This is a genomic window from Corynebacterium simulans (assembly GCF_001586215.1).
Classification (GTDB): Bacteria; Actinomycetota; Actinomycetes; order Mycobacteriales; family Mycobacteriaceae; genus Corynebacterium; species Corynebacterium simulans.
The window spans coordinates 1904187-1926654 of sequence record NZ_CP014634.1 but is presented as its reverse complement, the minus strand read 5'-3'; the positions used below and the strand labels follow the sequence as shown (position 1 = coordinate 1926654).

18 protein-coding genes and 1 tRNA gene are annotated in these 22468 nt (G+C 58.8%); 6 read left to right on the top strand and 13 right to left on the bottom strand.

Annotated features, from left to right (window positions below):
- Positions 1-252 precede the first annotated feature (252 nt).
- Positions 253-2946, top strand: a complete 2694-nt coding sequence (locus WM42_RS08915) for an ExeM/NucH family extracellular endonuclease (protein WP_062037268.1) — start codon at positions 253-255, stop codon at positions 2944-2946.
- A 207-nt stretch (positions 2947-3153) separates the two neighbouring features.
- Here WM42_RS08915 and WM42_RS08910 read toward each other — a convergent pair whose 3' ends face one another.
- From WM42_RS08910 to purD, 5 genes are all read right to left on the bottom strand, one after another.
- Positions 3154-3840, bottom strand: a complete 687-nt coding sequence (locus WM42_RS08910) for a DUF2334 domain-containing protein (RefSeq protein WP_062037265.1) — start codon at positions 3838-3840, stop codon at positions 3154-3156.
- A gap of 48 nt (positions 3841-3888) precedes the next feature.
- Positions 3889-6012 (bottom strand): S9 family peptidase, encoded by a 2124-nt coding sequence (locus tag WM42_RS08905; RefSeq protein ID WP_062037262.1) that lies wholly within the window; start codon positions 6010-6012, stop codon positions 3889-3891.
- Positions 6013-6087: 75 nt separating this feature from the next.
- A complete protein-coding gene (locus WM42_RS08900) occupies positions 6088-6957 on the bottom strand; it encodes a phosphoribosylaminoimidazolesuccinocarboxamide synthase (protein WP_062037258.1) in 870 nt (289 codons plus the stop codon).
- A 21-nt stretch (positions 6958-6978) separates the two neighbouring features.
- Positions 6979-8418, bottom strand: a complete 1440-nt coding sequence (purB, locus tag WM42_RS08895) for an adenylosuccinate lyase (RefSeq protein WP_061924572.1) — start codon at positions 8416-8418, stop codon at positions 6979-6981.
- A gap of 71 nt (positions 8419-8489) precedes the next feature.
- Positions 8490-9788, bottom strand: coding sequence for a phosphoribosylamine--glycine ligase (gene purD / locus WM42_RS08890; protein WP_062039345.1), 1299 nt, complete (start codon positions 9786-9788; stop codon positions 8490-8492).
- A gap of 34 nt (positions 9789-9822) precedes the next feature.
- On the opposite strand from purD, the gene WM42_RS08885 reads away from it, so the two are divergent.
- Entirely contained in the window at positions 9823-10245 is a 423-nt protein-coding gene (locus WM42_RS08885; RefSeq protein ID WP_061924576.1) for an HIT family protein, read from the top strand.
- Between the two features lie 43 nt (positions 10246-10288).
- On the opposite strand, the gene WM42_RS08880 is transcribed toward WM42_RS08885, so the two are convergent.
- Positions 10289-11749, bottom strand: coding sequence for a sensor histidine kinase (locus tag WM42_RS08880; protein WP_082778650.1), 1461 nt, complete (start codon positions 11747-11749; stop codon positions 10289-10291).
- A gap of 34 nt (positions 11750-11783) precedes the next feature.
- Positions 11784-12488, bottom strand: coding sequence for a response regulator transcription factor (locus tag WM42_RS08875; RefSeq protein WP_061924579.1), 705 nt, complete (start codon positions 12486-12488; stop codon positions 11784-11786).
- A 210-nt stretch (positions 12489-12698) separates the two neighbouring features.
- Here WM42_RS08875 and WM42_RS08870 point away from each other — a divergent pair, with 210 nt between their 5' ends.
- Positions 12699-13055, top strand: a complete 357-nt coding sequence (locus WM42_RS08870) for a hypothetical protein (RefSeq protein ID WP_061924582.1) — start codon at positions 12699-12701, stop codon at positions 13053-13055.
- 11 nt (positions 13056-13066) lie between these two features.
- On the opposite strand, the gene WM42_RS08865 is transcribed toward WM42_RS08870, so the two are convergent.
- Positions 13067-14803 carry a pyruvate dehydrogenase gene (locus WM42_RS08865; RefSeq protein WP_061924585.1) on the bottom strand — a complete coding sequence of 579 codons (1737 nt, stop codon included), beginning with the start codon at positions 14801-14803 and terminating at the stop codon, positions 13067-13069.
- A gap of 173 nt (positions 14804-14976) precedes the next feature.
- Here WM42_RS08865 and WM42_RS08860 point away from each other — a divergent pair, with 173 nt between their 5' ends.
- Together WM42_RS08860 and WM42_RS08855 are read left to right on the top strand one after the other, a co-directional pair.
- The gene (locus WM42_RS08860; RefSeq protein WP_062037255.1) at positions 14977-16476 is read left to right on the top strand and encodes an MFS transporter; all 1500 of its coding nucleotides are present in this window, start codon (positions 14977-14979) and stop codon (positions 16474-16476) included.
- A complete protein-coding gene (locus WM42_RS08855; protein ID WP_061924588.1) occupies positions 16460-17017 on the top strand; it encodes a TetR/AcrR family transcriptional regulator in 558 nt (185 codons plus the stop codon). The genes WM42_RS08860 and WM42_RS08855 overlap by 17 nt, the downstream gene beginning before the upstream one ends.
- A 6-nt stretch (positions 17018-17023) precedes the next feature.
- Here the strand turns inward: WM42_RS08855 and WM42_RS08850 are convergent, their stop codons facing one another.
- The 5 genes from WM42_RS08850 to WM42_RS08830 form a co-directional block, all read right to left on the bottom strand.
- Positions 17024-17635, bottom strand: a complete 612-nt coding sequence (locus WM42_RS08850; protein ID WP_061924591.1) for a response regulator transcription factor — start codon at positions 17633-17635, stop codon at positions 17024-17026.
- Positions 17635-18711, bottom strand: coding sequence for a sensor histidine kinase (locus WM42_RS08845; RefSeq protein WP_082787665.1), 1077 nt, complete (start codon positions 18709-18711; stop codon positions 17635-17637). The genes WM42_RS08850 and WM42_RS08845 overlap by 1 nt, the downstream gene beginning before the upstream one ends.
- Before the next feature lie 16 nt (positions 18712-18727).
- Entirely contained in the window at positions 18728-19450 is a 723-nt protein-coding gene (locus WM42_RS08840; protein ID WP_061924599.1) for an ABC transporter permease, read from the bottom strand.
- Between the two features lie 2 nt (positions 19451-19452).
- The gene (locus WM42_RS08835) at positions 19453-20352 is read right to left on the bottom strand and encodes an ABC transporter ATP-binding protein (protein WP_061924602.1); all 900 of its coding nucleotides are present in this window, start codon (positions 20350-20352) and stop codon (positions 19453-19455) included.
- A 170-nt stretch (positions 20353-20522) separates the two neighbouring features.
- Positions 20523-20595 (bottom strand) — tRNA-Thr (locus WM42_RS08830).
- 137 nt (positions 20596-20732) lie between these two features.
- Between WM42_RS08830 and thrE the strand changes: the two genes are divergently transcribed.
- Positions 20733-22466, top strand: a complete 1734-nt coding sequence (gene thrE / locus WM42_RS08825; protein ID WP_082787664.1) for a threonine/serine exporter ThrE — start codon at positions 20733-20735, stop codon at positions 22464-22466.
- Positions 22467-22468 lie beyond the last annotated feature (2 nt).

Below are 22468 nucleotides of genomic sequence, written 5' to 3'. Positions count from 1 at the left end.
CGACGCCTCGCGTGGGCACAATTTGCCAAATAGTGCGCCCAAATTTGCTGATTTTCCGGGCTTGCTTGGCAAATTGTGCGCAGTTCGCACGCCCCTGCCCCGCGAAGCCCACGTAAACACCCGATGAACCGCAAGACAAACTTTTTGGGCATGCATGTAAACCCCCAAGACATCTGGGGGATGAACGCTTGGCAAGCCCGACGCGGTGCCTTAGAAACAAATGGTCATATATCTCCTATTGCAAGGTTTCTCATGCGCTCTCGTTCTCTCCACGCGCTTTCTTTGACCGCGCTCATCTCCACTTTCTCCACTCTCACCGTCCCCGCCCATGCAGCCCCCGCAGGTGATGCCGTGGTCCTTTCTGAGGTTTACGGCGGCGGCGGAAACTCTGGTGCGACCTTTACCCACGACTTCATCGAGCTCTTCAACCCCACCGAAGCCGCGGTCTCGCTGGATGGTTGGTCCGTCGAGTACTTTTCCGCCGGTGGCAACTCGGGCGGCAAGGCTGCTCTCAGCGGCGCGATTCCGGCTGGCAAGCACTACCTGATTCAGGCTGGCCAGGGCAACGGCGGCTCCACGCCACTGCCTACCCCAGACGCGGAGTCCTCCCTGAACCTGTCCGGTTCGAAGGGATCGGTCAAGCTTTACGACGCCTCCGGCAACGAGGTTGACCTCGCCGGTTACGGTTCCGCCCAGCTGGCAGAAGGCACCCCTGCCCCAAGCACCTCCAATGCAGAGTCAGTCTCTCGCGATGAGGCGGGCACCGATACCGACGACAACGCTGCCGATTTCCATGTCGGCACGCCAACTCCTACGCCTTCCGGAAACGAACCAACCACGCCCGCTGAGCCAGAGGAACCAACGCAGCCTGCAGACCCCGGCCGCGAGCTAAGCATCGAAGAAATCCAGGGAACCGGCGCTCAGTCTCCGGTTAAAGACCAGAACGTCACGACCAAGGGCGTCGTCACTGGCGTGTGGTCCGAGGGCGGCATCAACGGCTTCACCATCCAGACCGGCGGCACCGGAAGCGAGGCTCCCGCTGCTTCCCCGGCGCTGTTTATTTACATGGGTAACAAGGAAACGTCTGCTTATCCGCAGCTCGGGGATTCCGTGCAGGTTTCTGGCAAGGTCTCGGAGTTCTATGATGCCACCCAGCTAACCGCAGATGCCGTCGAGAAGCTCGATGCTCCCCTGCCAGAAGTCACCGCGCTAGAGCTAGAGACTCTGCCAGAAGGCGACGTCGCCCGTGAGGCCTACGAGCACATGCTGGTACTGCCTGGCACCCACACCGTGACCAACAACTACGCGCTCAACCAGTATGGCGAGGTAGGCCTGGCGCCGGGCACGGAGGCACTCCGCCAGCCGTCGGACCTTTATGACCCGTCGACTGACCCAGACTCCGACCTACAGAAACTTGCCGCTTCCAACGCCGCCAAGCTGGTCACGCTGGACGATGGCCGTACGAAAAACTACCTCGAGTCTGACCAATCCACCCCGCTGCCATATATCGCGCAGGACAACGCACAAACCATCAAATCCTTGCGCACCACTGACCAGGTAACTTTCCAGCACCCAGTCATCGTGGGTTACTCCCATGAACAGTGGCGCTACCAGCCCACCGCACCGGTAACGGGCAATACGGCAGGCAGCGATTTGCCGATTACCTGGGAAGACTCCCGCGAAAAGGAACTGCACGCACTCGACGTCGAAGGCGAATACACCATTGGTGCCTTCAACGTATTGAACTACTTCACCTCCCTTGGCGAGGAATACGGCGGCAGCTCTTACGATGACATGGACGGCAACCCGGTCACCGTCAAGCGCGGCACGACCCGCGGTGCTTATACCGCGGAGGCCTTCGAGAACCAGCAGCGCAAGATTGTCGCGGCCGTAAACGGTCTTGATGCCGACGTCATCGCCCTTTCTGAAATCGAAGACGGCTACGGCGTCACCGGCGACAAGTCCAAGCGTGACCAAGCCTTGGCGCACCTGACAGACGAGCTCAACGCGGCCGCTGGTTCCGAGAAGTGGGCCTACGTGGCCTCCCCGGAGAAGCTGCCGGACACCGTGGACGTCATCCGCACCGCGTTCATCTATAAAAAGGAACGCGTCATGCCAGTTGGTGAATCCCGCATCTTCGTCGACGACCGCTTCACTGGAACCGCTCGCGAGCCGCTAGCGCAGGAGTTCGCGCCAGTCGACGCCGCGGATGACGAGACTTTCGTGGCCGTGGCCAACCATTTCAAGTCCAAGGGTTCCGTTGTTAAGGGCGACGCCGACACCGGCGACGGCCAGGGCAACAACCCCAACGTGCGCAAGGCACAGGCCGAAGCCGTTCTTGAGCACCTGGCTAAGCAGCCAGATTGGCAGGACAAGGCCACCTTCGTGATGGGTGACCTCAACACCTATACCCACGGCGATGCCATCGATGTCTTCCGCGACAGCGGCTACACCGTTCCCGCTGAGGACTTCCACGCAGATGCCTCTTACCAGTTCTCTGGCCTGTTGGGTTCTCTCGACCACGTCCTGGCCAACGAGGTTGCATCTGGCAAGGTAACCGACGCCCAGGTGTGGAACATCAATGCCGACGAGCCGGTGGCCTTTGAGTACTCTCGCCGCAATTACAACATCGTGGACTTCTACGACGACTCCCCGTTCCGCGCCTCCGACCACGACCCGGTCAAGGTCGGCTTCAGCCTGGGCGAGGCGGCCGCTACCCCAGACGAAGAACCAGACACCAACCCAGACAGCAAGCCCGGCACCAACAAAGGCTCCAGCTCCAGCAACGGCTCTAGCTCTGGTTCGAGCACCGGCGGCATCATCGCATTGATCCTTGCGGTTGCCGTCCCCGGCATCGCAATGTTGCTCGGCGGTTCGATGAAGTTCCTGGCGCCCCAGCTCATCGACGCCCTGCCACCGCAGGTCCGGGATTTCCTCAAGCTCTAGGCTCCCGGGAGCGTCTCCTCCGGGGTGCTTTCCCCGGAGCGTTTCCCCCTTACGCACAATTTGCCATATAATGCCCTGAATTAGCGCGGATTCAGCAGTCTAATTGGCAAATTGTGCGCTTTTGCGCGTTCGGTGCACGCTTTTGTGCGTTCGGCGTGCGTTCAGGGCACGCTTTGCACGCGTGGCGTGCACTTCCGCGGGAGGCTTTTAACGCTTCGCCAAAAAGACGCCGTAGTCCGCGGGCTGCGCGCCGGCGCTCGCGGCGCGGTCAACCGCCTTGATGAAGTCAGAGACCACTTTCCTGTCATTAAGGTTGCGGCCAGAGATAGAAAGACGCACGGTGTTGCCGCGCAGCGCGGAGCGCTCAGCTGCGCGAATAATGTTGCGGCGCCACCACTTTGCAGCACCGAAGCCCTCGCCGAAGGACAGGTTGCGGGTCTGGTGGAACTTGCCGGAACGCAGCTCGTGAATGCCACGCGTGGAGGCCGCGACGTCGAAAGCAAAGTTCGGTAGGACCTCCAAGGTGCCAGGCGACATACGCCAGCGTGGAGGTGCGAAGATGCTCGACTCGAAGCCCAGCTTGGCCATCTGCCGCGTGGCGCCCTTCAAACGGAGATTGGCCTCGTGCGAGTCGAGGTTAGCGAACTCGGCGCGACGACCTTGCACCGCTTGGTCGAAGCCATTCAGGATGAGTAACCTACCCGCGGATTCCTGCTCTTTGAGAAAGCCTAAGGTCTTGTCATCTTTGGCCAGGTGCCAATTGCCATCAATGTGTGGGGCAACCAGCAAAGAGACCGGGATTTCTTCCCGGTCTAGTTCTTTGAGGAGGTTACTAGTTTGCTTCCGCGTGTCAGAAAAGATGCTAGAAATCGAAACTAGAAGGTGGCCATGCATAAGTGCAATTATCGCACAGCCACCGCGAGTCCGCGCGGCGAGGAGCGTCTAAGCTTTCAACCCCGTGGCCTTGTTAATGGTCCACGCGTATTCGAAGGCATTCTGGCGCCACTTGTCATAGCGTCCAGAAACGCCACCGTGGCCAGCAACCATCTCCGTCTTGAGCAGGAACTGCCCGCCCGCTGCGGTATCACGCAGCTTGGCAATCCACTTCGCCGGTTCCACGTAGAGCACGCGAGTGTCGTTTAGCGAGGTAATCGCCAAAATGTCCGGGTAGTTCTGCGCAGTGACGTTCTCGTAAGGCGCATAGGACTTCATATAGTCATAGACCTCTGGGTCGTGGTACGGGTCGCCCCACTCTTCCCACTCGATGACCGTCAGCGGTAGCTCCGGCTTCAGGATGGAAGTCAGCGGGTCCACGAAGGGCACAGAGGCCTGGATGGCCGTGAAGCGGTCCGGGGCCATGTTCGCCACCGCGCCCATCAGCAGGCCACCGGCGGAGCCGCCTTCCGCCACCATCTGATCTGCGGTGGTGACACCGCGCGCAATGAGGTCATCGGCCACCGCGATGAAGTCTGTGAAGGTGTTCTTTTTCTGCAGAAGCTTGCCGTCGTCGTACCAGGTACGACCCATCTCGCCGCCGCCGCGGACGTGCGCCATGGCGAAGATCATGCCGCGATCCATCAAGGACAGACGGAAGACGGAGAAGTACGGGTCCATGCTGGCCTCATAAGAGCCGTATCCGTAGAGAAGCGTCGGGTTAACTTTGGTGCGGTCAAGATCAGCGCGGTGCACGATGGAGACCGGAATCTGCGTGCCGTCGGAAGCCTGCGTCCACATGCGGTAGGCAACGTAGTCATCCTTGTTGTAACCGCCCGGGACTTCTTGTTCCTTGAGCAAGGTGTACTCGCCAGTCTCAACGCGGTAATCGAAAAGCTGCGAAGGCTGGATGAAGGAGGTGTAGCTCACCCGCAGTACCGGTGCATCCCATTCCGGGTTGCCGCCAACGCTCACGGTGTAGAGCTCTTCGTTGAAGTTTAATTCCTTAAATTCGGACCAACCATGGCGTACATCCATGATTGCGGCACGCCCGATGCCGGCGCGGCGGTAGCCTACGACGACCTGGTCGCGATAGGTATCCACGCCTTCCAGGCGCACATCCTCGCGATGCGGAATCAGCACATCGAGCTCGCGGAGCGGTGCGAGGTCCTCCCCTACGGCCAGCGGCGTGGTGGCCAGGGTGAAGTTCGGACCTGATGCGTTGTGGGTGACAAACCAATAGGCCTGGCCGTCAATCTCGGCATAGTCGACGTCGTAGTCAACACCTGCTTCGCGCTGCCACAGAACCTGGAATTCGCCTTCCGGGTCCGTGCGATCCAGCACCCAGGTCTCTGAGGTCAGCTTCGAGCCGATGACGATGAACAGGTACTTCTCGCTGCGAATACTGCCGACGCCGATATTAAAGTGCTCGTCGGCTTCATACATGACCTGCACGTCTTCGGACTGCTCGGTTCCCACCTTGTGGCGCCAGACGGTATCTGGGCGCCAGGCATCATCGACCGTGGTGTAAAAGATGTAGTCATCGCCCACCCAGGCTGCACCGTAGAAGATGCCTTCGAGGCGGTCGGAGAGCAGCTCGCCGGTACGCAAGTCCTTGATGACCAGAGAAAAACGCTCGTCGCCAGCGGTATCCACGGAATAAGCCAGCAGGTTGCCGGAGTCAGAGACGGTGGAGGCGCCCATCGCGAAGAATTCGGTGCCTTTTGCTAGCTCATTGGCATCTAGGAGGATTTCCTCGCCCTCAGGAGCGCCTTCTTCTGGAATAACGGGAGCGGTCCACGGGTCAGCACCTTCGGCCACCGGAACGCGGCAGCTAATGCCATAGTTCTTGCCCTCGACAGAGCGGCCGTAATACCAGTACTGGCCCCTGCGCGAAGGCACGGACATGTCCGTTTGCTTCACACGCGACTTTACTTCCTGGAAGATGTTCTCAGTCAGCTCTTTAAGGTGCGCAGTCTCCTGCTCAGTATAAGCATTCTCCGCGCGCAGATAATCGAGCGTTTCTGCGGATTCTTTATCCCGCATCCACTCGTAATCATCCACGAAGCTGCGGCCATGAAACTCGCGGGTGATGGGGTGTTTTGCGGCAATCGGCGGGGTCAATTCAGTCATGTTCTCCTCGCTAGATTAGGGGGCTTATTTGTAGTGAGATTTCTCGAAACCCGACCGTAACAAAGGCTCTAGGCCCTAGAAGGAGTTTCCCGAAAGACGCTCGTAAGCCTCGACGTAGCGCGCACGGGTGGCCTCGACGACGTCGTCAGGCAGGCGCGGCGGCTTGGTATCAGAAGCCTGGTCCCAGCCGGATTCCGGGGAGGTCAGCCAGTTGCGCACGTACTGCTTGTCGAAGGAAGGCTGAACCTTGCCCTCCTCATACGTATCGGCCGGCCAGTAGCGGGAGGAATCCGGGGTTAGGACCTCATCGGCCAGAATCAGGGTGCCATTTTCATCGAGGCCAAACTCGAACTTGGTATCGGCCAGGATGATTCCCTTCTCCTCCGCGATGCGGGCGGCCTCGGAATAGATGCGCAGGGTGGCAGCGCGCAGCTCTTCCGCACGCTCTTTACCCAGCTTGGCGACGACCGCGTCAAAGGACACGTTCTCATCATGCTCGCCCTGCTCCGCCTTGGTGGCCGGGGTAAAGATCGGCTCTGGCAGGCGGGAGGCCTCGGTAAGGCCCTCCGGCAGCTCGATGCCGCAAACGGTACCGCTTTCCTTATACTCCTTTAGGCCGGAACCAGTGAGGTAGCCGCGCGCGACGCACTCGAAAGGCAGCATGTCGAGTTTCTTGACCACCATGGCGCGGCCCAGCACCTCCTCCGGGATGCGCTCGTCATCAAGCGGGCCGGCGAGGTGATTCGGAAAATCGATGACGTCGAAGAAGAACTTCGAGGTCGCGGTCAGAACACGCCCCTTGTCCGGGATAGCCGGGTCCAGGGAGTGGTCGTAGGCCGAGATGCGGTCAGAGACGACCATCAGCAGGGTGTTCTCGTCGACGTCGTAGATGTCACGGACCTTGCCGGAAGCAAGGTGCTTATAAGAAGAAAGTTCTGGGCGCATGAGTCCTATCCTAATTCGCTTTTAGAGAATCTCGCCTGGGGTATAAGCGGCGGCCTTCGGGTGCTCGCTGACCAGGTTGTTGATGCGGGTAAGAACCTGGTTGACCTGGGACTCCGCGGCGCCGATGAAGGCGTGCTTATCGGCCAAGGCAGCCTCCAGGTCCTCGGCGGACATCGGCAGGCGCTCGTCGGCGGCAAGGCGCTCGACCAAGTCCTGATCGCCGCCGTTTTCGCGCATGTTCAGCGCCACTGCGACGGCGTTTTCCTTGATGACCTCGTGCGCGGTCTCGCGGCCGACGCCGGCACGCACGGCCGCCATCAGGATGCGGGTGGTGGCAAGGAAAGGCAGGTAGCGCTCGAGCTCGCGGTCGATCATCGCAGGGAAGGCACCGAACTCGTCCAGCACGGTCAGGAAGGTTTCGAACTGGCCGTCGAGGGCAAAGAAGGCGTCGGGAAGCGCAACGCGGCGCACCACGGAGCAGAATACGTCGCCCTCGTTCCACTGCTGACCGGAGAGATCCGCAACCATGGTGAGGTAGCCGCGCAGGATGACCTGGAAGCCACACACGCGCTCGCAGGAACGGGCGTTCATCTTGTGTGGCATCGCGGAAGAGCCAACCTGGCCTTCCTTGAAGCCCTCGGTGACGGTCTCATTGCCAGCCATCAAGCGGATGGTGGTGGCCAAGGAAGACGGGCCGGCGCCCAGCTCAACCAGCGCGGAAACGGCGTCGAAATCGAGGGAGCGTGGGTAAACCTGACCAACGGAGTTGAAGATGCGGTGGAAGCCCAGGTGATCAGCAATCGCAGTCTCCAGGGAGGCCAGCTTGTCCTCGGAGCCGCCCATCAGGTCGAGCATGTCCTGGGAGGTGCCCATCGGGCCCTTGATGCCGCGCAGCGGATAGGCAGCCAGGAGCGATTCGACGCGCTCGATGCCCAGCAGCATCTCATCGGCTGCGGAAGCAAAGCGTTTGCCCAGGGTGGTGGCCTGAGCAGCAACGTTGTGGGAACGGCCGGCCATGACCTGAGACTGGTAAGCAGCCGCATGCTTGCCGATGCGCGCGACGACCGCGATGGCCTTGTCACGGATGAGGCGCAGCGAGGAATGAATCTGCAGCTGCTCGACGTTCTCGGTGAGATCTCGGCTGGTCATGCCCTTGTGGATGTGCTCAAAGCCAGCGAGGGCGTTGAACTCCTCGATGCGGGCCTTGACGTCGTGGCGCGTTACGCGCTCACGGGCAGCGATGGACTCGAGGTCCACCTGCTCAACCACGGACTCGTAGGCCGCAATGGCCTCTGCTGGAATATCGACTCCCAAATCCTTTTGCGCGCGCATGACGGCGATCCACAGCTGGCGCTCCAGGATGATCTTGTACTCCGGGCTCCAAATATTGGAAAGCTCTGCGGAGGCATAGCGGGAGGATAGGACGTTGGAAATGTTCTTCTTTTCAGCCACGGGAAACATTATTCCATGTACAAAGCCCAGCCTGTACCTTTTGGTAGCAAGCTGGGCTATACGGGGGTGCGAGAGAAAAGCTAGATGGAAATCTCGCCGTCTTCGGCACGCTTTCCGATGTCGCGACGGTAGAAGCTGCCGTCCAACTTAAGGCCTTCTAGCACCTCGTAGGCGGCGGCGCGGGCCTCGGCGAGTGTGGCGCCCTGGCCCAGGACGTTGAGCACGCGGCCGCCGTTGGAGATGACATCGACTTCCTCTTCAACACCGCGCGAGCCTTCGGCTTGCGAGGTACCGGCGTGGAGGACCTTGTTCGGATCATCCAGGCCCGGGCCGGTGATGACGTCGCCCTTACGCGGGGAGGCTGGGTAGCCCTCAGCGGCCAGGACGACGGTAACGGCGTAGCCGTCCTTCCACTTCAGCTCGTCCAGCTCGGCAAGCTTGCCGGCGGCGGTGGCGTTAAGCGCCTCAGCCAGCGGGGACTCGAGCATGGAAAGAACTGCCTGGGTTTCTGGGTCGCCGAAGCGGCAGTTGAACTCGACAACGGCGATGCCCTCCTTGCCCCACGCGAGGCCGGCATAAAGCAGGCCGGAGTACGGGGTGCCGCGGCGCACCATTTCGGCGGCAACTGGCTTGCAGACTTCGTCGACGATGCGCTGCACGCCGTCGGCAGGCAGCCACGGCAGCGGCGTATAGGCGCCCATGCCGCCGGTGTTGGGGCCTTCGTCATTGTCGTAGGCGCGCTTGTGGTCCTGCGCTGGGAGCAACGGAACGACGGTCTCGCCGTCGACCAAGCAGAACAGGGAAACTTCTGGGCCATCGAGGAAGGACTCGAGCAGGACCGGGTTTCCTGCCGCGTGAACCTCGTTTACATGTTCCTTCGCGGCAGCGCGGTCGTCGGTGACAACGACGCCCTTGCCGCCGGCGAGGCCGTCATCTTTCACCACGAAGTGCGGGCCGAAACGGTCGAGGGCGGACTCAATGTCGGCGTCGGAAGCCCCCGGCACCAGCTGCTCCGCGCGAGCGGTGCGAACGCCAGCAGCATTCATGACGTCCTTGGCAAAGGCCTTGGAGCCCTCAATCTGCGCGGCCTCCTTGGAGGGGCCGAAGACGGCGATGCCGTTGGCGCGCAGCTCATCTGCGACGCCGGCAACCAGCGGCACCTCGGGGCCAACGACGACGAGCTCGGCGTCAATTTTCTGCGCCAGCTCCAGCATCTGTGCTGGGTCATCAACCTTGGAGTACTCAGGATGCACCGTGGCCAGGGAATCGAAGTTCGGCGAGCCTGGGGCAACGTGGAGTTCAGTGGTCAGTGGATCTGCCTTGAGACCTTTGAGCAGGGCGTGTTCGCGGCCGCCCGAGCCAATTACGAGAATGCGCATGCCGTCCATCTTAACTGGAGGTAGCCTAGTCACCATGTCTTCTGTATTTACCAAGATTATTAATGGTGAACTGCCTGCACGCTTTGTCTACCGCGACGAGACCTGCGTGGCCTTTTTATCCATCGAGCCCCTCAACTACGGCCACACTCTGGTGGTTCCGATTGAGGAGATAGATAAGTGGACCGACCTCGACCCACAGACCTGGGCACACCTCAACGAGGTGGCACTGGAGATTGGCGCCGCTATCAAGACGGCGTTTAACTCGCCACGCACTGGCTACATCATCGCCGGCTTCGACGTGCCACATACCCACATCCACCTCTTCCCCACCGAGAAGATGGAAGAGTATGACTTCGCCAAGGCATTTGCTGCCGACGCCACCGATCCTGCCGCCATGGATGAGGCAGCGACGCGTATTCGCCAGCACTTGGGCACCGACGAAGAAGGACGCCGCTAACTAGCAGCGTCCTCGTGAGAAGGCCTCGTTAGCGGCCGATTAATTATGAAGCTGGGAGGCGCACCGTAAAGGTGGAGCCCTCCCCCAGCTGGGAGCTAACGGCAATGCTGCCGCCGTGCTGCTCCACCAAAGATTTCACGATGGCCAGGCCCAAGCCCGAGCCGCCGGTATCGCGGGTGCGGGAAGAATCCGCGCGATAGAAACGCTCAAAGATGTGGCTGGTGTCCTCGGGGGACATGCCCTTGCCGTCATCGGCGACGTCGATAAGCACTGCCTTGTCTGTGCCCTCGCCCTCTTCGCGGATGGTGAGTTTGACCTTGGCTTCCTCGCCACCGTGGCGAATGCCGTTGGAGACGAGGTTGAGCAGCACCTGGTGCAGGCGATCAGGGTCGCCTTTGACCACCGGAATATCGTGGGTCTCGTTAACCACGTCGATCTGGCGGCCGGCAAACGCGGCACGCGCGGAGGAACCGACGGAAAGCACCAGCTCCAGCATATCCACAGTGCGCATGTCCAGGCGCGAGCCCTCGGCGCGGGTCAGAGAAAGCAGGTCCTCCACCAATAGCGACATTCGCTTGGACTCGTCATCGATCTTGGAAAAGACGAGATCCACATCCTTGGTGGCGCCGGAGCGATAAAGCTCGGTGTAGCCACGCAAACTGGTCAGCGGGGTGCGTAGCTCGTGGGAAGCATCGCCGACGAAACGGCGCATCTGCTCCTCTTTATCTTGAGCTTGGACAACTGAGCGCTGCAGCTGACCCAGCATCACGTTGAGTGCAGCCGAGAGCTGACCAACCTCGGTGTGCTTCGGCCACTCCGGCACACGCTTGTCCAAGTCACCCGCGGCAATCTCGGAGGCGGTCTTTTCAACGACGCGCAGCGGGCGCAGCGCGCGGCGGATAAACCACATGCCCACCACGGCGATAATGCCCATGACCACGGCAGTGATGATTATTTGCACGATCGCTAGACCGCGGAGAATAAGCCGCTCGTGGGTGAGATCCTTGGCCACTACGGTCACGGTGCCATCGACCTTGATGGCCACGGCGCGCCACTTGGTTTCGTCGTTTCCAACGGAACCGACGGTGGCAGGCTCGTCACCGATGTAGAGGTTCTTCGCGTCCGGCATGCTGGTCTTGGGGCCGGTGTATAAAACGGTGCCATTCGGCAGGTAGCTAAGCGCCACGTATTCCGTAGGCGGGCGCCTAGAGTAGTCCCCCAAATAGTAGTCGTTGCTCATATTGCGCGCCCAGCCGTTGGTGGCATCCTTTAGCTGATCATCGACGTTGCCATACATGACGTCGGACATAATCGAGGACACCGCCAAAGAGGCACCCGCCAGGCCGAGGCCAGAGACCAAGACCATGAGCACCAAAAGCCACGTGCGCAGCGGCATCGCTTTGGGGCGCTGCACGCGGCGTCGCTTAGCGCGCTCCCCGGAGGGAACCGCAACGGACGGGGTTTCAGGCAGCGTAGATTCCGCCGCCGAGTGGGTAGTGCTCATGTATTAGTACTCGAAAAAGGACTGTGGCGAACTACTAGTTACGCGGCATGCGCAGAACATAGCCGACGCCGCGAACAGTATGAATAAGCTGCGTATCGCCGGTGTCGATCTTGCGGCGCAGGTAGGAGATATAGGACTCGACTACGTTGCCATCGCCGCCGAAGTCGTAGTGCCAGACGTTGTCCAAGATCTTGGACTTGGACAGCACCACTTCCTTGTTCTGCATGAGGTAGCGCAGAAGGTTGAACTCGGTTGGGGACAGCTCGATGATTTCGCCTCCCTTGGTGACCTCGTGGGTGTCATCATTCAAGGTGAGGTCAGCATAGGAAATGGTGGCGTCACTGTTTGCGTCATCGACGTTCGCGCCGCGGCGCAGGATAACGCGCAGGCGGGTGATAACCTCTTCCAGGCTGAACGGCTTAGTCACGTAATCATCGGCACCGATGGTCAGGCCATGGATGCGCTGATCGACGCTGTCCTTTGCGGTCAAGTAAAGCACCGGGCCGTCGAGGCCTTCCTGACGCAGCTTGCCAAGCAGCTCGAAGCCGTCCATGCCCGGCATCATGACGTCCATGATGTAGGCATCAGGATTAACCTCGCGGGCCACCCGCAGCGCCTCAGTGCCGGAGTTTGCGCTGAATACTTCGAAACCCTGGAACTTCAGGGAAACGGTGAGTAACTCCACGATGTTGGGCTCATCATCAACGACGAGGACTTTTACTTCTTTATTGTCGTCCATTAGCTCTTGTTACTTCCTTCAGCGAGTGCTTGTTGCTATTTCGCAATAATGACACCCAGCCTTCCAAGGGCGCTGAAGGGAGTCTGGACATCACCTGTGAACTCCCATCCTAGCCAACGGCGCCAACAACCAGGCCGGAATACGTAAGGTGAACACCAAGTCGACTTCACCGATGGCAATCACGGCAACCAATCTGAAGAAGGATTCCAAGTGCGCAAGAAACTCACGTTGTCCGAAGAACAGTTCCGATTCATCGACCAACTCACCAACGAGGTCTTTGAAAGCGACATGCTGCCCGAAGGAACCGTTCTCACCGGAGTCGGAATTCAATCCCGCAGGAGCATAGACCCTTCTGGAGAGAGCACGTGGTACCACTTGGATTTGTGGAACCGACAGCTCCATGACGGGCGGACGGTCAGACTGTGGGGCGCATTTCCTGATCTCAGTGAAAAGGAAGACGCGCTTTCTTTCCACACCATGGTGCAGTCTTCAGGCCTTGCCGAAATGTTCTTGACGGCTACACCCGAAACTGCACGGTTCGAAACGATGGAGTACGTAGCGGACTAGCGGCTAGCCGCCTACGGGCGCGGAATGTTGCGCAGGTTGGACTGCGCGAGCTGCAGCATCTGACCAACGCCGCCGCCAAAGACGGTGCGGGTGGCGGCCTTGGAGAAGCCCAGCAGCTGCTCGAAGGTCAGTGTCGGCGGGATGGAAAGAGCGTTCGGGTCGGTGATCATGTCAACCAGAACCGGGCCATCGAAATCCATGGCCTCGCGAATCTGCTTGCGGGCCTTCTTCGGGTCCTCGATGTGGATGTGCTTGATGCCGGCAGCCTCTGCGATCGCGGCATAATCCACGTGCTCATGGTCGGTCTCGTGCTCTGGCAGACCCTGGACCAGCATCTCCAGCTTGACCATGCCCAGCGAGGAGTTGTTGAAGACGAAGGTCTTCACCGGCAGGTTGTGCAGCTTCACAGTCAGCAGCTCACCCATCAGCATGGACAGTCCACCATCACCGGAGAAGGAGATGACCTGGCGACCTTCGTTAGCGGCCTGTGCGCCGATGGCCATCGGCAGTGCGTTAGCCATGGTGCCGTGGCGGAAGGAACCGATCTGCTCACGCTTGCCATTCGGGGTGATGTAGCGAGCGCCCCAGACGTTGCACATGCCGGTGTCGACGGTGAAGACGGCGTTGTCAGCTGCTTCTTCATCGATGATGTTGGCCACGAACTCTGGGTGGATAGGCTTCATCTTCTCAGCCTTCTTAGTGTATGCCTCCACCACGTGGTTGAGCTTGTTGTAGTGCTCCTTGAGCATCTTGTCGAGGAAGCGGCGATCCTTCTTCTCATCAATGTGCGGAAGGATGTTCTCGATGGTGGCAGCCACGTCACCGGTAACCGGGTACTTAATCTTGGTGCGGCGGCCGATGTGGGAGCCGTCAATGTCGACCTGTGCGACGTTGCCCTTGGGCAAGAAGTCGTTGTACGGGAAGTCGGTGCCCAGAAGGATAAGCAGGTCGGCCTCGTGGGTGGCGTCGTGTGCCGCGCCGTAGCCCAGAAGGCCGGACATGCCGACGTCGAACGGGTTGTCGTACTGGATGTACATCTTGCCGCCCAGCGCGTGGCCGATTGGCGCCTTAATCTTTTCCGCCAGCGCCAGCACCTGCTCGCGGGCATCCTTGACGCCAGCACCGACGAAGAGCGCGACGGTCTTAGCCTCATTAATAGCCTGGGTTAGCGCGGCTGCTTCAGCCGGATCCGGGAAGACAACTGGACGTCCAGCGGAGATGGTGGAGGTGGTGAAGGTATCATCTTCAGCCTCCTGCGTGGAAACGTCGCCTGGGATAACGAGCACGGAAACGCCCTTGCCAGCCATGGTGGACTGGATAGCGTGGTGCAAAATGACACCGCCCTGGTCAGCGGAGTTGACCATCTCGCAGTAAGCGGAGCACTCGGTGAAGAGCATCTCCGGGTGGGTCTCCTGGAAGAACTTGGAGCCAATCTGGCGAGATGGGATGTGGGATGCGATGGCCAGAACCTTGGCGCCGTTGCGGTGGGCGTCGTAAAGCCCCTGCACCAAGTGGGTGTTGCCCGGGCCGCAGGAAGCCGCACACACGGCGAGCTTGCCGGTGGTCAGAGAGTCTGCCTCAGCAGCAAAAGCAGCAGCTTCCTCGTTGCGGACGTGGACCCATTCGATGGAGGAACGGCGCACCGCATCCACGATTGGGTTCAGGGAGTCACCAACCAGACCATAAATGCGCTCGACGCCTTGCGCCTCGAGAGTTTCTACGATCTGTTCTGCGTAATTCTTTGCCATATCACTACTTCTTTCAGGAATAGTAAATAGTTTCTCCATCCAGTGTCCTTATTAATTCCCCTTTGTGCCAGCTTTTTACTCAAGACTCACCAAGCCCCCTGACTGGTGATACAAAACACAGGCCACATTCGAGCGTTTGAAACTATAATGAACGTTCGGTACATTTTCATACGATGTCCGCCACCGATTTAGTCCATTCCAATAGCACCGCCACTACCACCGAGTCCACCGCCGTACAGCGCTGGACTTTCTTTGCCGTGATCTCGCTCGGCCTACTCATGGTCGGCCTCGATAACTCAATCCTTTACACCGCCCTCCCGGCACTGACGGATCAGCTCCACACCACCTCTACCCAGCAGCTATGGATCATCAACGCCTATGCGTTAGTGCTGGCCGGCTTATTGCTGGGCACGGGCACCCTGGGAGATCGCATTGGGCATCGCCGCATGTTCGTCATCGGCCTTGTGCTTTTCGGCAGCGCATCCCTCGCCGCCGCGCTCGCCCCCGGCGCGTGGTTCTTGGTGGCTGCACGCGCATTCTTGGGCCTCGGCGCTGCCGTGATGATGCCCGCTACTTTGGCACTGATTCGCCTGACCTTCGACGATGAAATCGAGCGCAACACCGCGATCGGCATCTGGGCCTCCGTTGCGGTCGTGGGCGCTGCAGCCGGCCCTACCGTCGGCGGATTCCTCCTCGAGCACTTCTGGTGGGGCTCGGTCTTTCTCATCAACGTGCCCATCGTGCTCGTCGCGCTCTTGCTGACCTTCCTTTTGGCACCGCCCAACCAACCGAACCCGGACAAGCACTGGGATTTCGCATCCTCGCTCTATGCGCTTATTACGCTTTCTTCCCTGGTGCTGGCCATTAAGTCGGTGGCGGGTTCCCATTATGGGCTGGCCGGCGGCGCGCTGGTGGCCTGCGGCATCGGCAGCTTCGCGTTTGCACGCCGCCAAAAGCAGCTTTCTGAGCCGATGCTCACCTTCGACATCTTCCGCTCCCCCATCTTCACAGGCGGCGTCATTGCCGCGGGCGGCGCAATGTTTGGCATGTCCGGGCTGGAGATGCTCACCACGCAGAAGCTGCAGATGGTCAATGGTTTAAGCCCCCTGCATGCGGGAATCACCATTTCTGCGGTGGCGATTGCGGCACTTCCGATGTCCACCCTAGGCGGCGCCAACCTGCACCGCTGGGGCTTTCTGCCCATCATCGCCGGCGGGTTTGTTTTCATGGCTGCGGGCATCGCCATCGCGATGTGGGCGGGCCACCACGGCATCTTTTGGTGCTTCGTTGCGGGGCTGCTCTGCATGGGCATCGGCGCGGGGCTCACGATGTCCGTGGCCTCAACCGCCATCATCGGCGCGGCACCACCCTATCGTTCCGGCATGGCCGCAGGCGTCGAGGAGGTCTCCTACGAGCTCGGCACGCTGCTATCCATCGCTATCACCGGCTCCATTGTGCCTTTGCTTTACTCCCGCAATCTAACCGCGGATATCGAGGGCATGCAGGCGCTTTACGACGCCGCGACCCACGACCTCGCCGCAGCCGCCTACGACAACGCTTACCTCACGACCCTCGGCGGCTTGCTCGCGATGATGCTGCTCTTCGCCGCAGTGACCGGCTATTTGTTTAAAAACAACCCGAAGTCGGGAGGCTACGATGCCGCGCATCAGTAAAAAGACCGAAGTGCTAAAAGCCGCCCTCACCATCATCGAGAACGAGGGCGTGCATGCCGTGACCTACGACGCGCTGGCAACCGCCACGGGAATGTCAAAGTCCGGGCTCATCTATCACTTTCCTTCCCGCCACGATCTACTCATCGAGTGCCACCGCTTCTGCGCCGCGCGCTGGGAAGCGGAACTCGAAGAGCTAGCCGGCGGCAAGCAGGCCGCGGAGCTAGACAAAAAGGAGCGCCTGCGCGCACTCGTGCAATCCCTAGGCAAGAACGACCCTCTGATCGAATTGCTGATGAGCATCCACTCTCAGCAACACCCGGACTTCATGGAACAATGGCGCGACGTCGACAAGCGCTGGCTGCCAGATCCGGCAGCTGATGACCAAACCGCGCTCATCGCCACCATCCTTGGCAATGGCCTCTGGGTCCACGACCACTTGACTGAACGAAAGATACCCACAGCTACTCGCAAAAAGACAGTGGAACTCGTCTTGGAATTCCTAGATTCAGGAAAGCTACAAACCGCACCGCTTAAAGATTAAGCAACGTCAACTGATAATCCAGCCCCGCTCAATGGCAAGATTTACTGCCGCTGCACGAGTGTCAGCACCAGTCTTAGCCATCGCACGCGACAAGTGATTGCGCACCGTGCCCTCCGATAAGTTAACCCGCTTCGCGATTTCCGCGACGACCGCACCATCGGCGGCTGCTTGAAGCACTTCGGATTCTCGAACGGTGAGAGGCGATTCACCGAATAGAAAAGAATCTGCAGCAAGTTTGGGATCAACTACACGCAAGCCGGAGTGAACTCGGCGCACCGCATCAGCGAGCTCTGCGGCAGGCGCGTCTTTAACGATGAAGCCATGTGCTCCCGCGGAAACCGCGCGACGCAAGAAACCCGGGCGCCCGAACGTTGTAACTATCAATATCTTTACCTGCGGTAGCGCTTCTCTAAGGCGTTTCGTAGCAGTCAGACCGTCCACATTCGGCATATCTACATCCATCAAAATAACATCAGGACAAGCCACCGAGGCGACCTCCATGACCTCGCTTCCGTCGCCAACGTCGGCCACTACCTCAATGTCACTTTCCAAGCTAAGCAAGGCGCTTAATGCGCCTCGCACCATAGCCTGATCATCAGCAAGCATCACTTTTATCATTAATGCTCCTTAGCCCATGGCCCGGTTTGAACGGCCTGGGCTGTAAGCTTCAGACCTCCCATGGTGGTTTCACCCAAGCACAATTCGACTCCGTTATTTTGGCATCGCTCCCGCAGCCCTCGCAGACCATTTCCTTCCCTTATCTCTGCTATTCCGACTCCGTCGTCTTCAATCAATACAGATTTGGAGGTCAGACTGATGGAGCATCTCTTTGCACCGGAATGTCGGACAACATTCGTAGTCCCTTCACGCACTACCCAAGCAAACACTTCCCTCAAATCAACCTGTACTTCATCTACCGAATTCGGCATCTTCGCTTTAATACCTGCGCTTTGAAGGAGGCTTAATGCCCGAGCTAGTTCACCGGAAAGGCTGAGCTCTCGATAGCCATTTATTGCGGTGCGAACTTCTGCCAGCGCAGACCTCGAGATTTCCTCAATTTCTGCAATTTGTGACTTCGCCGTATTCGGGTCGAGCTCAATGAGCTTCTTTGCAAGCTCCGCTTTAAGTGTCACCGTTGTGAGAGAATGTCCCAAAATATCGTGCATGTCGCGAGCCATGCGGTTGCGCTCTTCGTTTACTTCGAGTTCTTGGGATCGAGCTTCCTGTATCTTCCTTTGCGCTTGGCTAATAATCGCCATTCGGCTTGCTAAACAGGCAATGCCGGTTGTAATCAAAGACAAGTGGCCGAACGGCCATAGCGACTGAGGAATCGCTATCGCGGCGACTGCAGTAAAAGGCAGGGAAACCTGCCACGGAAATACAAATGCAACAGCCGAGGCAATGAAGTATGCAAGTTGAATCGCATCGGTTCCGACAAGATTAAGCACGATCAGTGCGAGAAAGGTTCCAACCACTAACAACGAAACTGCACGGAGATTGACCCGCATCACACCTAGGCGCAGATCATCGATTGCGATAGCCCAGGAACCAATGAGACAAAATACGCAGCAAAGAACAAGAACCGCGCTTGAAACCGGATACGGGTGGCTTCGAACCGTCAAAAGAATTGGAACAGTAAGGGCCAACCAGAAAATGGCCCAAATACTGTTTGGCCAGGTAATATACCGAGTCATCACTTTTTCATCTTAGCTAAACCCGAGCCGTATCATAGCGCATCTTCCGGGCTGCACCGACCAAGAATACGAACAGCCAAACCACAACATTGGCCACTGCAGCCCACGAAAAGTTGCTCGCGTCCATCGGCGAAAGCGCCAACTTATGAAGTCCGTAGAGCGGGGTAAGACTTCCAATCTTGTCGAAAGTCGATCCAGGAGTCAGTGGCATAAATACTCCCCCGAGGAAAGACAGCAACGCTAACAAAGGCCCAACTACCTGCATTGTGGTCTCTGCAGGCAAAAGGTATCCCATGAACAACCCAAAAGACATAAAAATGATTGAGCCCAACCATGCGATGACAAAAGACTGAGCCCAAGCCAGAGCCGGCATGTGTGCATGGACCAGCGGTCCACAGATATAAACCGTGAGCAAGGCTATACCGCTCAGAGCTAATCCCGCTGTGGCTTTAGCTCCTACATAGTTAATTGGGCGAAGAGGAGTTAAGCGCAGCTGTCGACTCCACCCACTTGCTCTTTCGATGCCAACTGCTGCACCAGTTCCAGCAGTCGCCATTAACCCAGCATAAAGGGCAAGACTTATTAAGATATTTGCTGCCCAGTTTCCATTCCCATATTCCTGCTGTGCATAGTCTGCAGTAGCAAATATGAACAGAAAGGCAATGGGGATAACCACGACGAAAACTAGACCACGGACATTGCGCAAAATGCGCTTCATTTCCAATTTGTATAAATACATATCTACCTTTCCTGATGAGCTAGGTCGATAAAGGCGTCATCAAGGCTGCGCGCAGTAATGCTGATGTCTCTCGCAAGACCTCGAGTTAAAAGCAAGCGTGCGATTTTGTCAGTATCCTCGGCTACCAAAACGAATTCTTCCCTGCGCATATCGAGCGATATCTGAGGAAAATCTCTTAATGCTTGTTCCACTTCTGACTGCGAAGCTTGAAGTTTGGCATGAATTGTTTTTCCTGAAACTTGCGCTCGTAGCTCCTGTGGGCTGCCGTCCGCTACAAGGACACCGTGATTCATCATCACGATTCGATCTGCAAAATCGTCGGCTTCTTCCAAATAATGGGTAGCGAAGATAACGGTTCGTCCCTCGCGAGCATCTTCACGTATATTCGCCCAAAAATCGCGTCGAGCTTCTACATCCACGCCAGCTGTAGGTTCGTCTAAGACGATGAGTTCAGGATTGCTGACCAAAGCCATTGCAAAACGTAGCTTTTGTTGCTGGCCTCCTGAGCATTTACCCACGTACCGTTCTGCAAACTCGCCAGCACCAGCGCGTTCTAACGCTTCCTCTGCGCTTAAGGAATCACGATGGAAACTGGCCATAAGCTCAACCGTTTCGCGAACCTTTAAGTTAGGAAGCAGGCCTCCCGACTGCATCATTGCAGAAACTCGACCGAGCACCACCGCGTTGCGCGGCGTCATCCCGCATACTTCAATGTTTCCTGAATCTGGTTTGCTTAGGCCCAAGATGAGATCGATGGTGGAAGTCTTACCCGCACCATTAGGTCCCAAAAGGGCTACGACCTCACCGCGCTCAATCGAGAAACTGAGGTCCTTTACTGCACAAACCTCACCAAATGACTTTGTTAGTGATTCAACTCTTAACGTGGACTCCGTGTTTGCCATGGTTCAAGTCTCATGCGACACCGCGAAGAGTACGTATAGCAATTGTCATTAGTCGGCGATGACAATTGTCACGGGGTATTAATCTCAGTCGGCGACTGCCAAGTCAGAAGCTCGGCGTTGCTTTCCAATGAAATTAGCCCCGGTAGAAATAAATTTCACCAGGGCCATTGAGCTGGAGACGAGACTTGAACTCGCAACCTACGCATTACAAGTGCGTTGCGCTACCAATTGCGCCACTCCAGCACCGCGGATTGAACCGCTGCGAAGAATCGTACCCGAGCAGGCGAGCGGACGAAAACACTGGGGTGGCCCGTGCGTCGCGCAACCCCAGCGGATAGAGTGCAAGCAAGAGTCTCAATCGGTTTTTAAGGGTTTGTTGCGTGTCATTTATTTCCGCGCTGAGGGAGCGTTTTAGCGCTTCTTCCGGCTACGTTGCCACCATCGATGCGGCAAAGGCCGCACCACCACCATCGCCGCTAGCGCCAGTCGATCTAACCGACGCCGCGCAGGTCACTGGTGTCATGGAAATCGCTGCACGCGTGGGCGAAATCCTAATCAGCGCCGGCACTGCCAACTCTGATGCCAAGGCACAGATTCATCTGGTGGCTTCTTCCTATGGTCTCCACTACTGCCATGTGGACATCATGATGAATACCATCACCATTCACACCGCGATGGGCACGGGTTCTAACCGCCGTAACCTACACGTATTCCGCGTGGCCCCTTCAATTTCGGTGGACTTTTCCAAGCTTTCCGCGGTAGACCGCCTGATCTACTCGATCCGCTCGGGCGCCACACCACCGGCCATGGCCGAGCACGTCTTGGACGAGATCAACAACATGAAGCCGCCTTATCGGACTTCTACTGTCCTTTTGGGCTGGGGCGTTATGGGTGGCATTCTCTCCGTGATGCTCGGCGGCGACGCCTTGGTGGGCGTCATGGCGTTTTTCGTCTCTTTGCTGGTTATGGGCGTCAACGCCTGGGCGGCAAGGTTCCGCGTGCCGCCCTTCTACCAAAACATCATGGGCGGATTCCTCGCCGTCGTACCGGCGGCGATCCTCTACAACGTGGCCGCCGGAATCGGCATTACCTTCTCGCCTTCCCAGATCATTGGTTCAGGCATTATTGTGCTCGTCGCCGGCCTTACCCTGGTGCAATGTTTGGTCGACGGCATCACCCGCGCACCGGTAACATCGGCCGCTCGCTTCTTCGAAGCCATGCTGGCCACCGGCGCGATCATCGCCGGCGTCGGCGTGGGCATTCAGTTCTCTGACTGGATGGGCTTTACCCTGCCGCCTCTGGCCACGCTCGCGCCGCCGGTCTATCACCAGGTCCCGCTGCTCATCCTCTGCGGCAGCATCGGTTCGGGCGCCTTCGCCCTGGCCTGCGGCGCTTCCTGGATTGAGGTCACCGTCTCTGGCCTTACCGCGGGCGCCGGTATGCTCTTCTACTACTTCGTAGTCATTCCTTTCGGTGTGAGCGACGTCGTAGCCTGCGGCATCTCCGCCACGGCGGTGGGCCTGGCCGGCGGCCTGCTCTCGCGCCGCTACATGATGCCGCCGCTCATCACAATGATCGTGGGCTATACGCCGATGCTGCCTGGCCTTACCCTCTACCGCGGCATGTACGCCTCGCTGAATGAGCAGATGATCTCCGGCTTTACCAACCTGTCACGAGCGCTAGCCATCGCTGGTGCGCTGGCTGCCGGAGTTGTGCTGGGCGAACGCGTGGCCCGCCGCCTGCGTCGCCCGCAGTACTTCCGCCCTTATGCCACCATCAAGCGCGTGGGCCACTTCTCCTTCCGCCAGGCCAGCCGCCTGGCTGCCCACAAACCACGCATTCCGCGCGTGCCGCTTTCCCCCTTCGCGCCCAAAGTCAACCGCCCCGTCCTGCCTCCGAAGCTGGGGCCCAAGCCGCCGATGCCTGCCAAGCAGGTACGCATGCTCCAAGACCAAGCCATCGGCGAAGACTGGAAGGAAGAATGGGAGTCCATCACCGAAATGTGGCCGGTTACCACGCAGTGGGAGGCCCAACCGCAAAACGGTGAGAGCGCACAACCCGCTGCAGACGGCGCCGAAGATGCGGCCGAAACCGCCCCAGATGCCAAATCGTGAGC

Excerpts from the sequence above, each read along its gene's own strand:
- WM42_RS08915 (WP_062037268.1), top strand. The coding sequence starts at position 253 with ATGCGCTCTCGTTCTCTCCACGCGCTTTCTTTGACCGCGCTCATCTCC.
- WM42_RS08910 (WP_062037265.1), bottom strand. The coding sequence starts at position 3,840 with ATGCATGGCCACCTTCTAGTTTCGATTTCTAGCATCTTTTCTGACACG.
- WM42_RS08905 (WP_062037262.1), bottom strand. The coding sequence starts at position 6,012 with ATGACTGAATTGACCCCGCCGATTGCCGCAAAACACCCCATCACCCGC.
- WM42_RS08900 (WP_062037258.1), bottom strand. The coding sequence starts at position 6,957 with ATGCGCCCAGAACTTTCTTCTTATAAGCACCTTGCTTCCGGCAAGGTC.
- purB (WP_061924572.1), bottom strand. The coding sequence starts at position 8,418 with ATGTTTCCCGTGGCTGAAAAGAAGAACATTTCCAACGTCCTATCCTCC.
- purD (WP_062039345.1), bottom strand. The coding sequence starts at position 9,788 with ATGCGCATTCTCGTAATTGGCTCGGGCGGCCGCGAACACGCCCTGCTC.
- WM42_RS08885 (WP_061924576.1), top strand. The coding sequence starts at position 9,823 with ATGTCTTCTGTATTTACCAAGATTATTAATGGTGAACTGCCTGCACGC.
- WM42_RS08880 (WP_082778650.1), bottom strand. The coding sequence starts at position 11,749 with ATGAGCACTACCCACTCGGCGGCGGAATCTACGCTGCCTGAAACCCCG.
- WM42_RS08875 (WP_061924579.1), bottom strand. The coding sequence starts at position 12,488 with ATGGACGACAATAAAGAAGTAAAAGTCCTCGTCGTTGATGATGAGCCC.
- WM42_RS08865 (WP_061924585.1), bottom strand. The coding sequence starts at position 14,803 with ATGGCAAAGAATTACGCAGAACAGATCGTAGAAACTCTCGAGGCGCAA.
- WM42_RS08860 (WP_062037255.1), top strand. The coding sequence starts at position 14,977 with ATGTCCGCCACCGATTTAGTCCATTCCAATAGCACCGCCACTACCACC.
- WM42_RS08855 (WP_061924588.1), top strand. The coding sequence starts at position 16,460 with ATGCCGCGCATCAGTAAAAAGACCGAAGTGCTAAAAGCCGCCCTCACC.
- WM42_RS08850 (WP_061924591.1), bottom strand. The coding sequence starts at position 17,635 with ATGATAAAAGTGATGCTTGCTGATGATCAGGCTATGGTGCGAGGCGCA.
- WM42_RS08845 (WP_082787665.1), bottom strand. The coding sequence starts at position 18,711 with ATGACTCGGTATATTACCTGGCCAAACAGTATTTGGGCCATTTTCTGG.
- WM42_RS08840 (WP_061924599.1), bottom strand. The coding sequence starts at position 19,450 with ATGTATTTATACAAATTGGAAATGAAGCGCATTTTGCGCAATGTCCGT.
- WM42_RS08835 (WP_061924602.1), bottom strand. The coding sequence starts at position 20,352 with ATGGCAAACACGGAGTCCACGTTAAGAGTTGAATCACTAACAAAGTCA.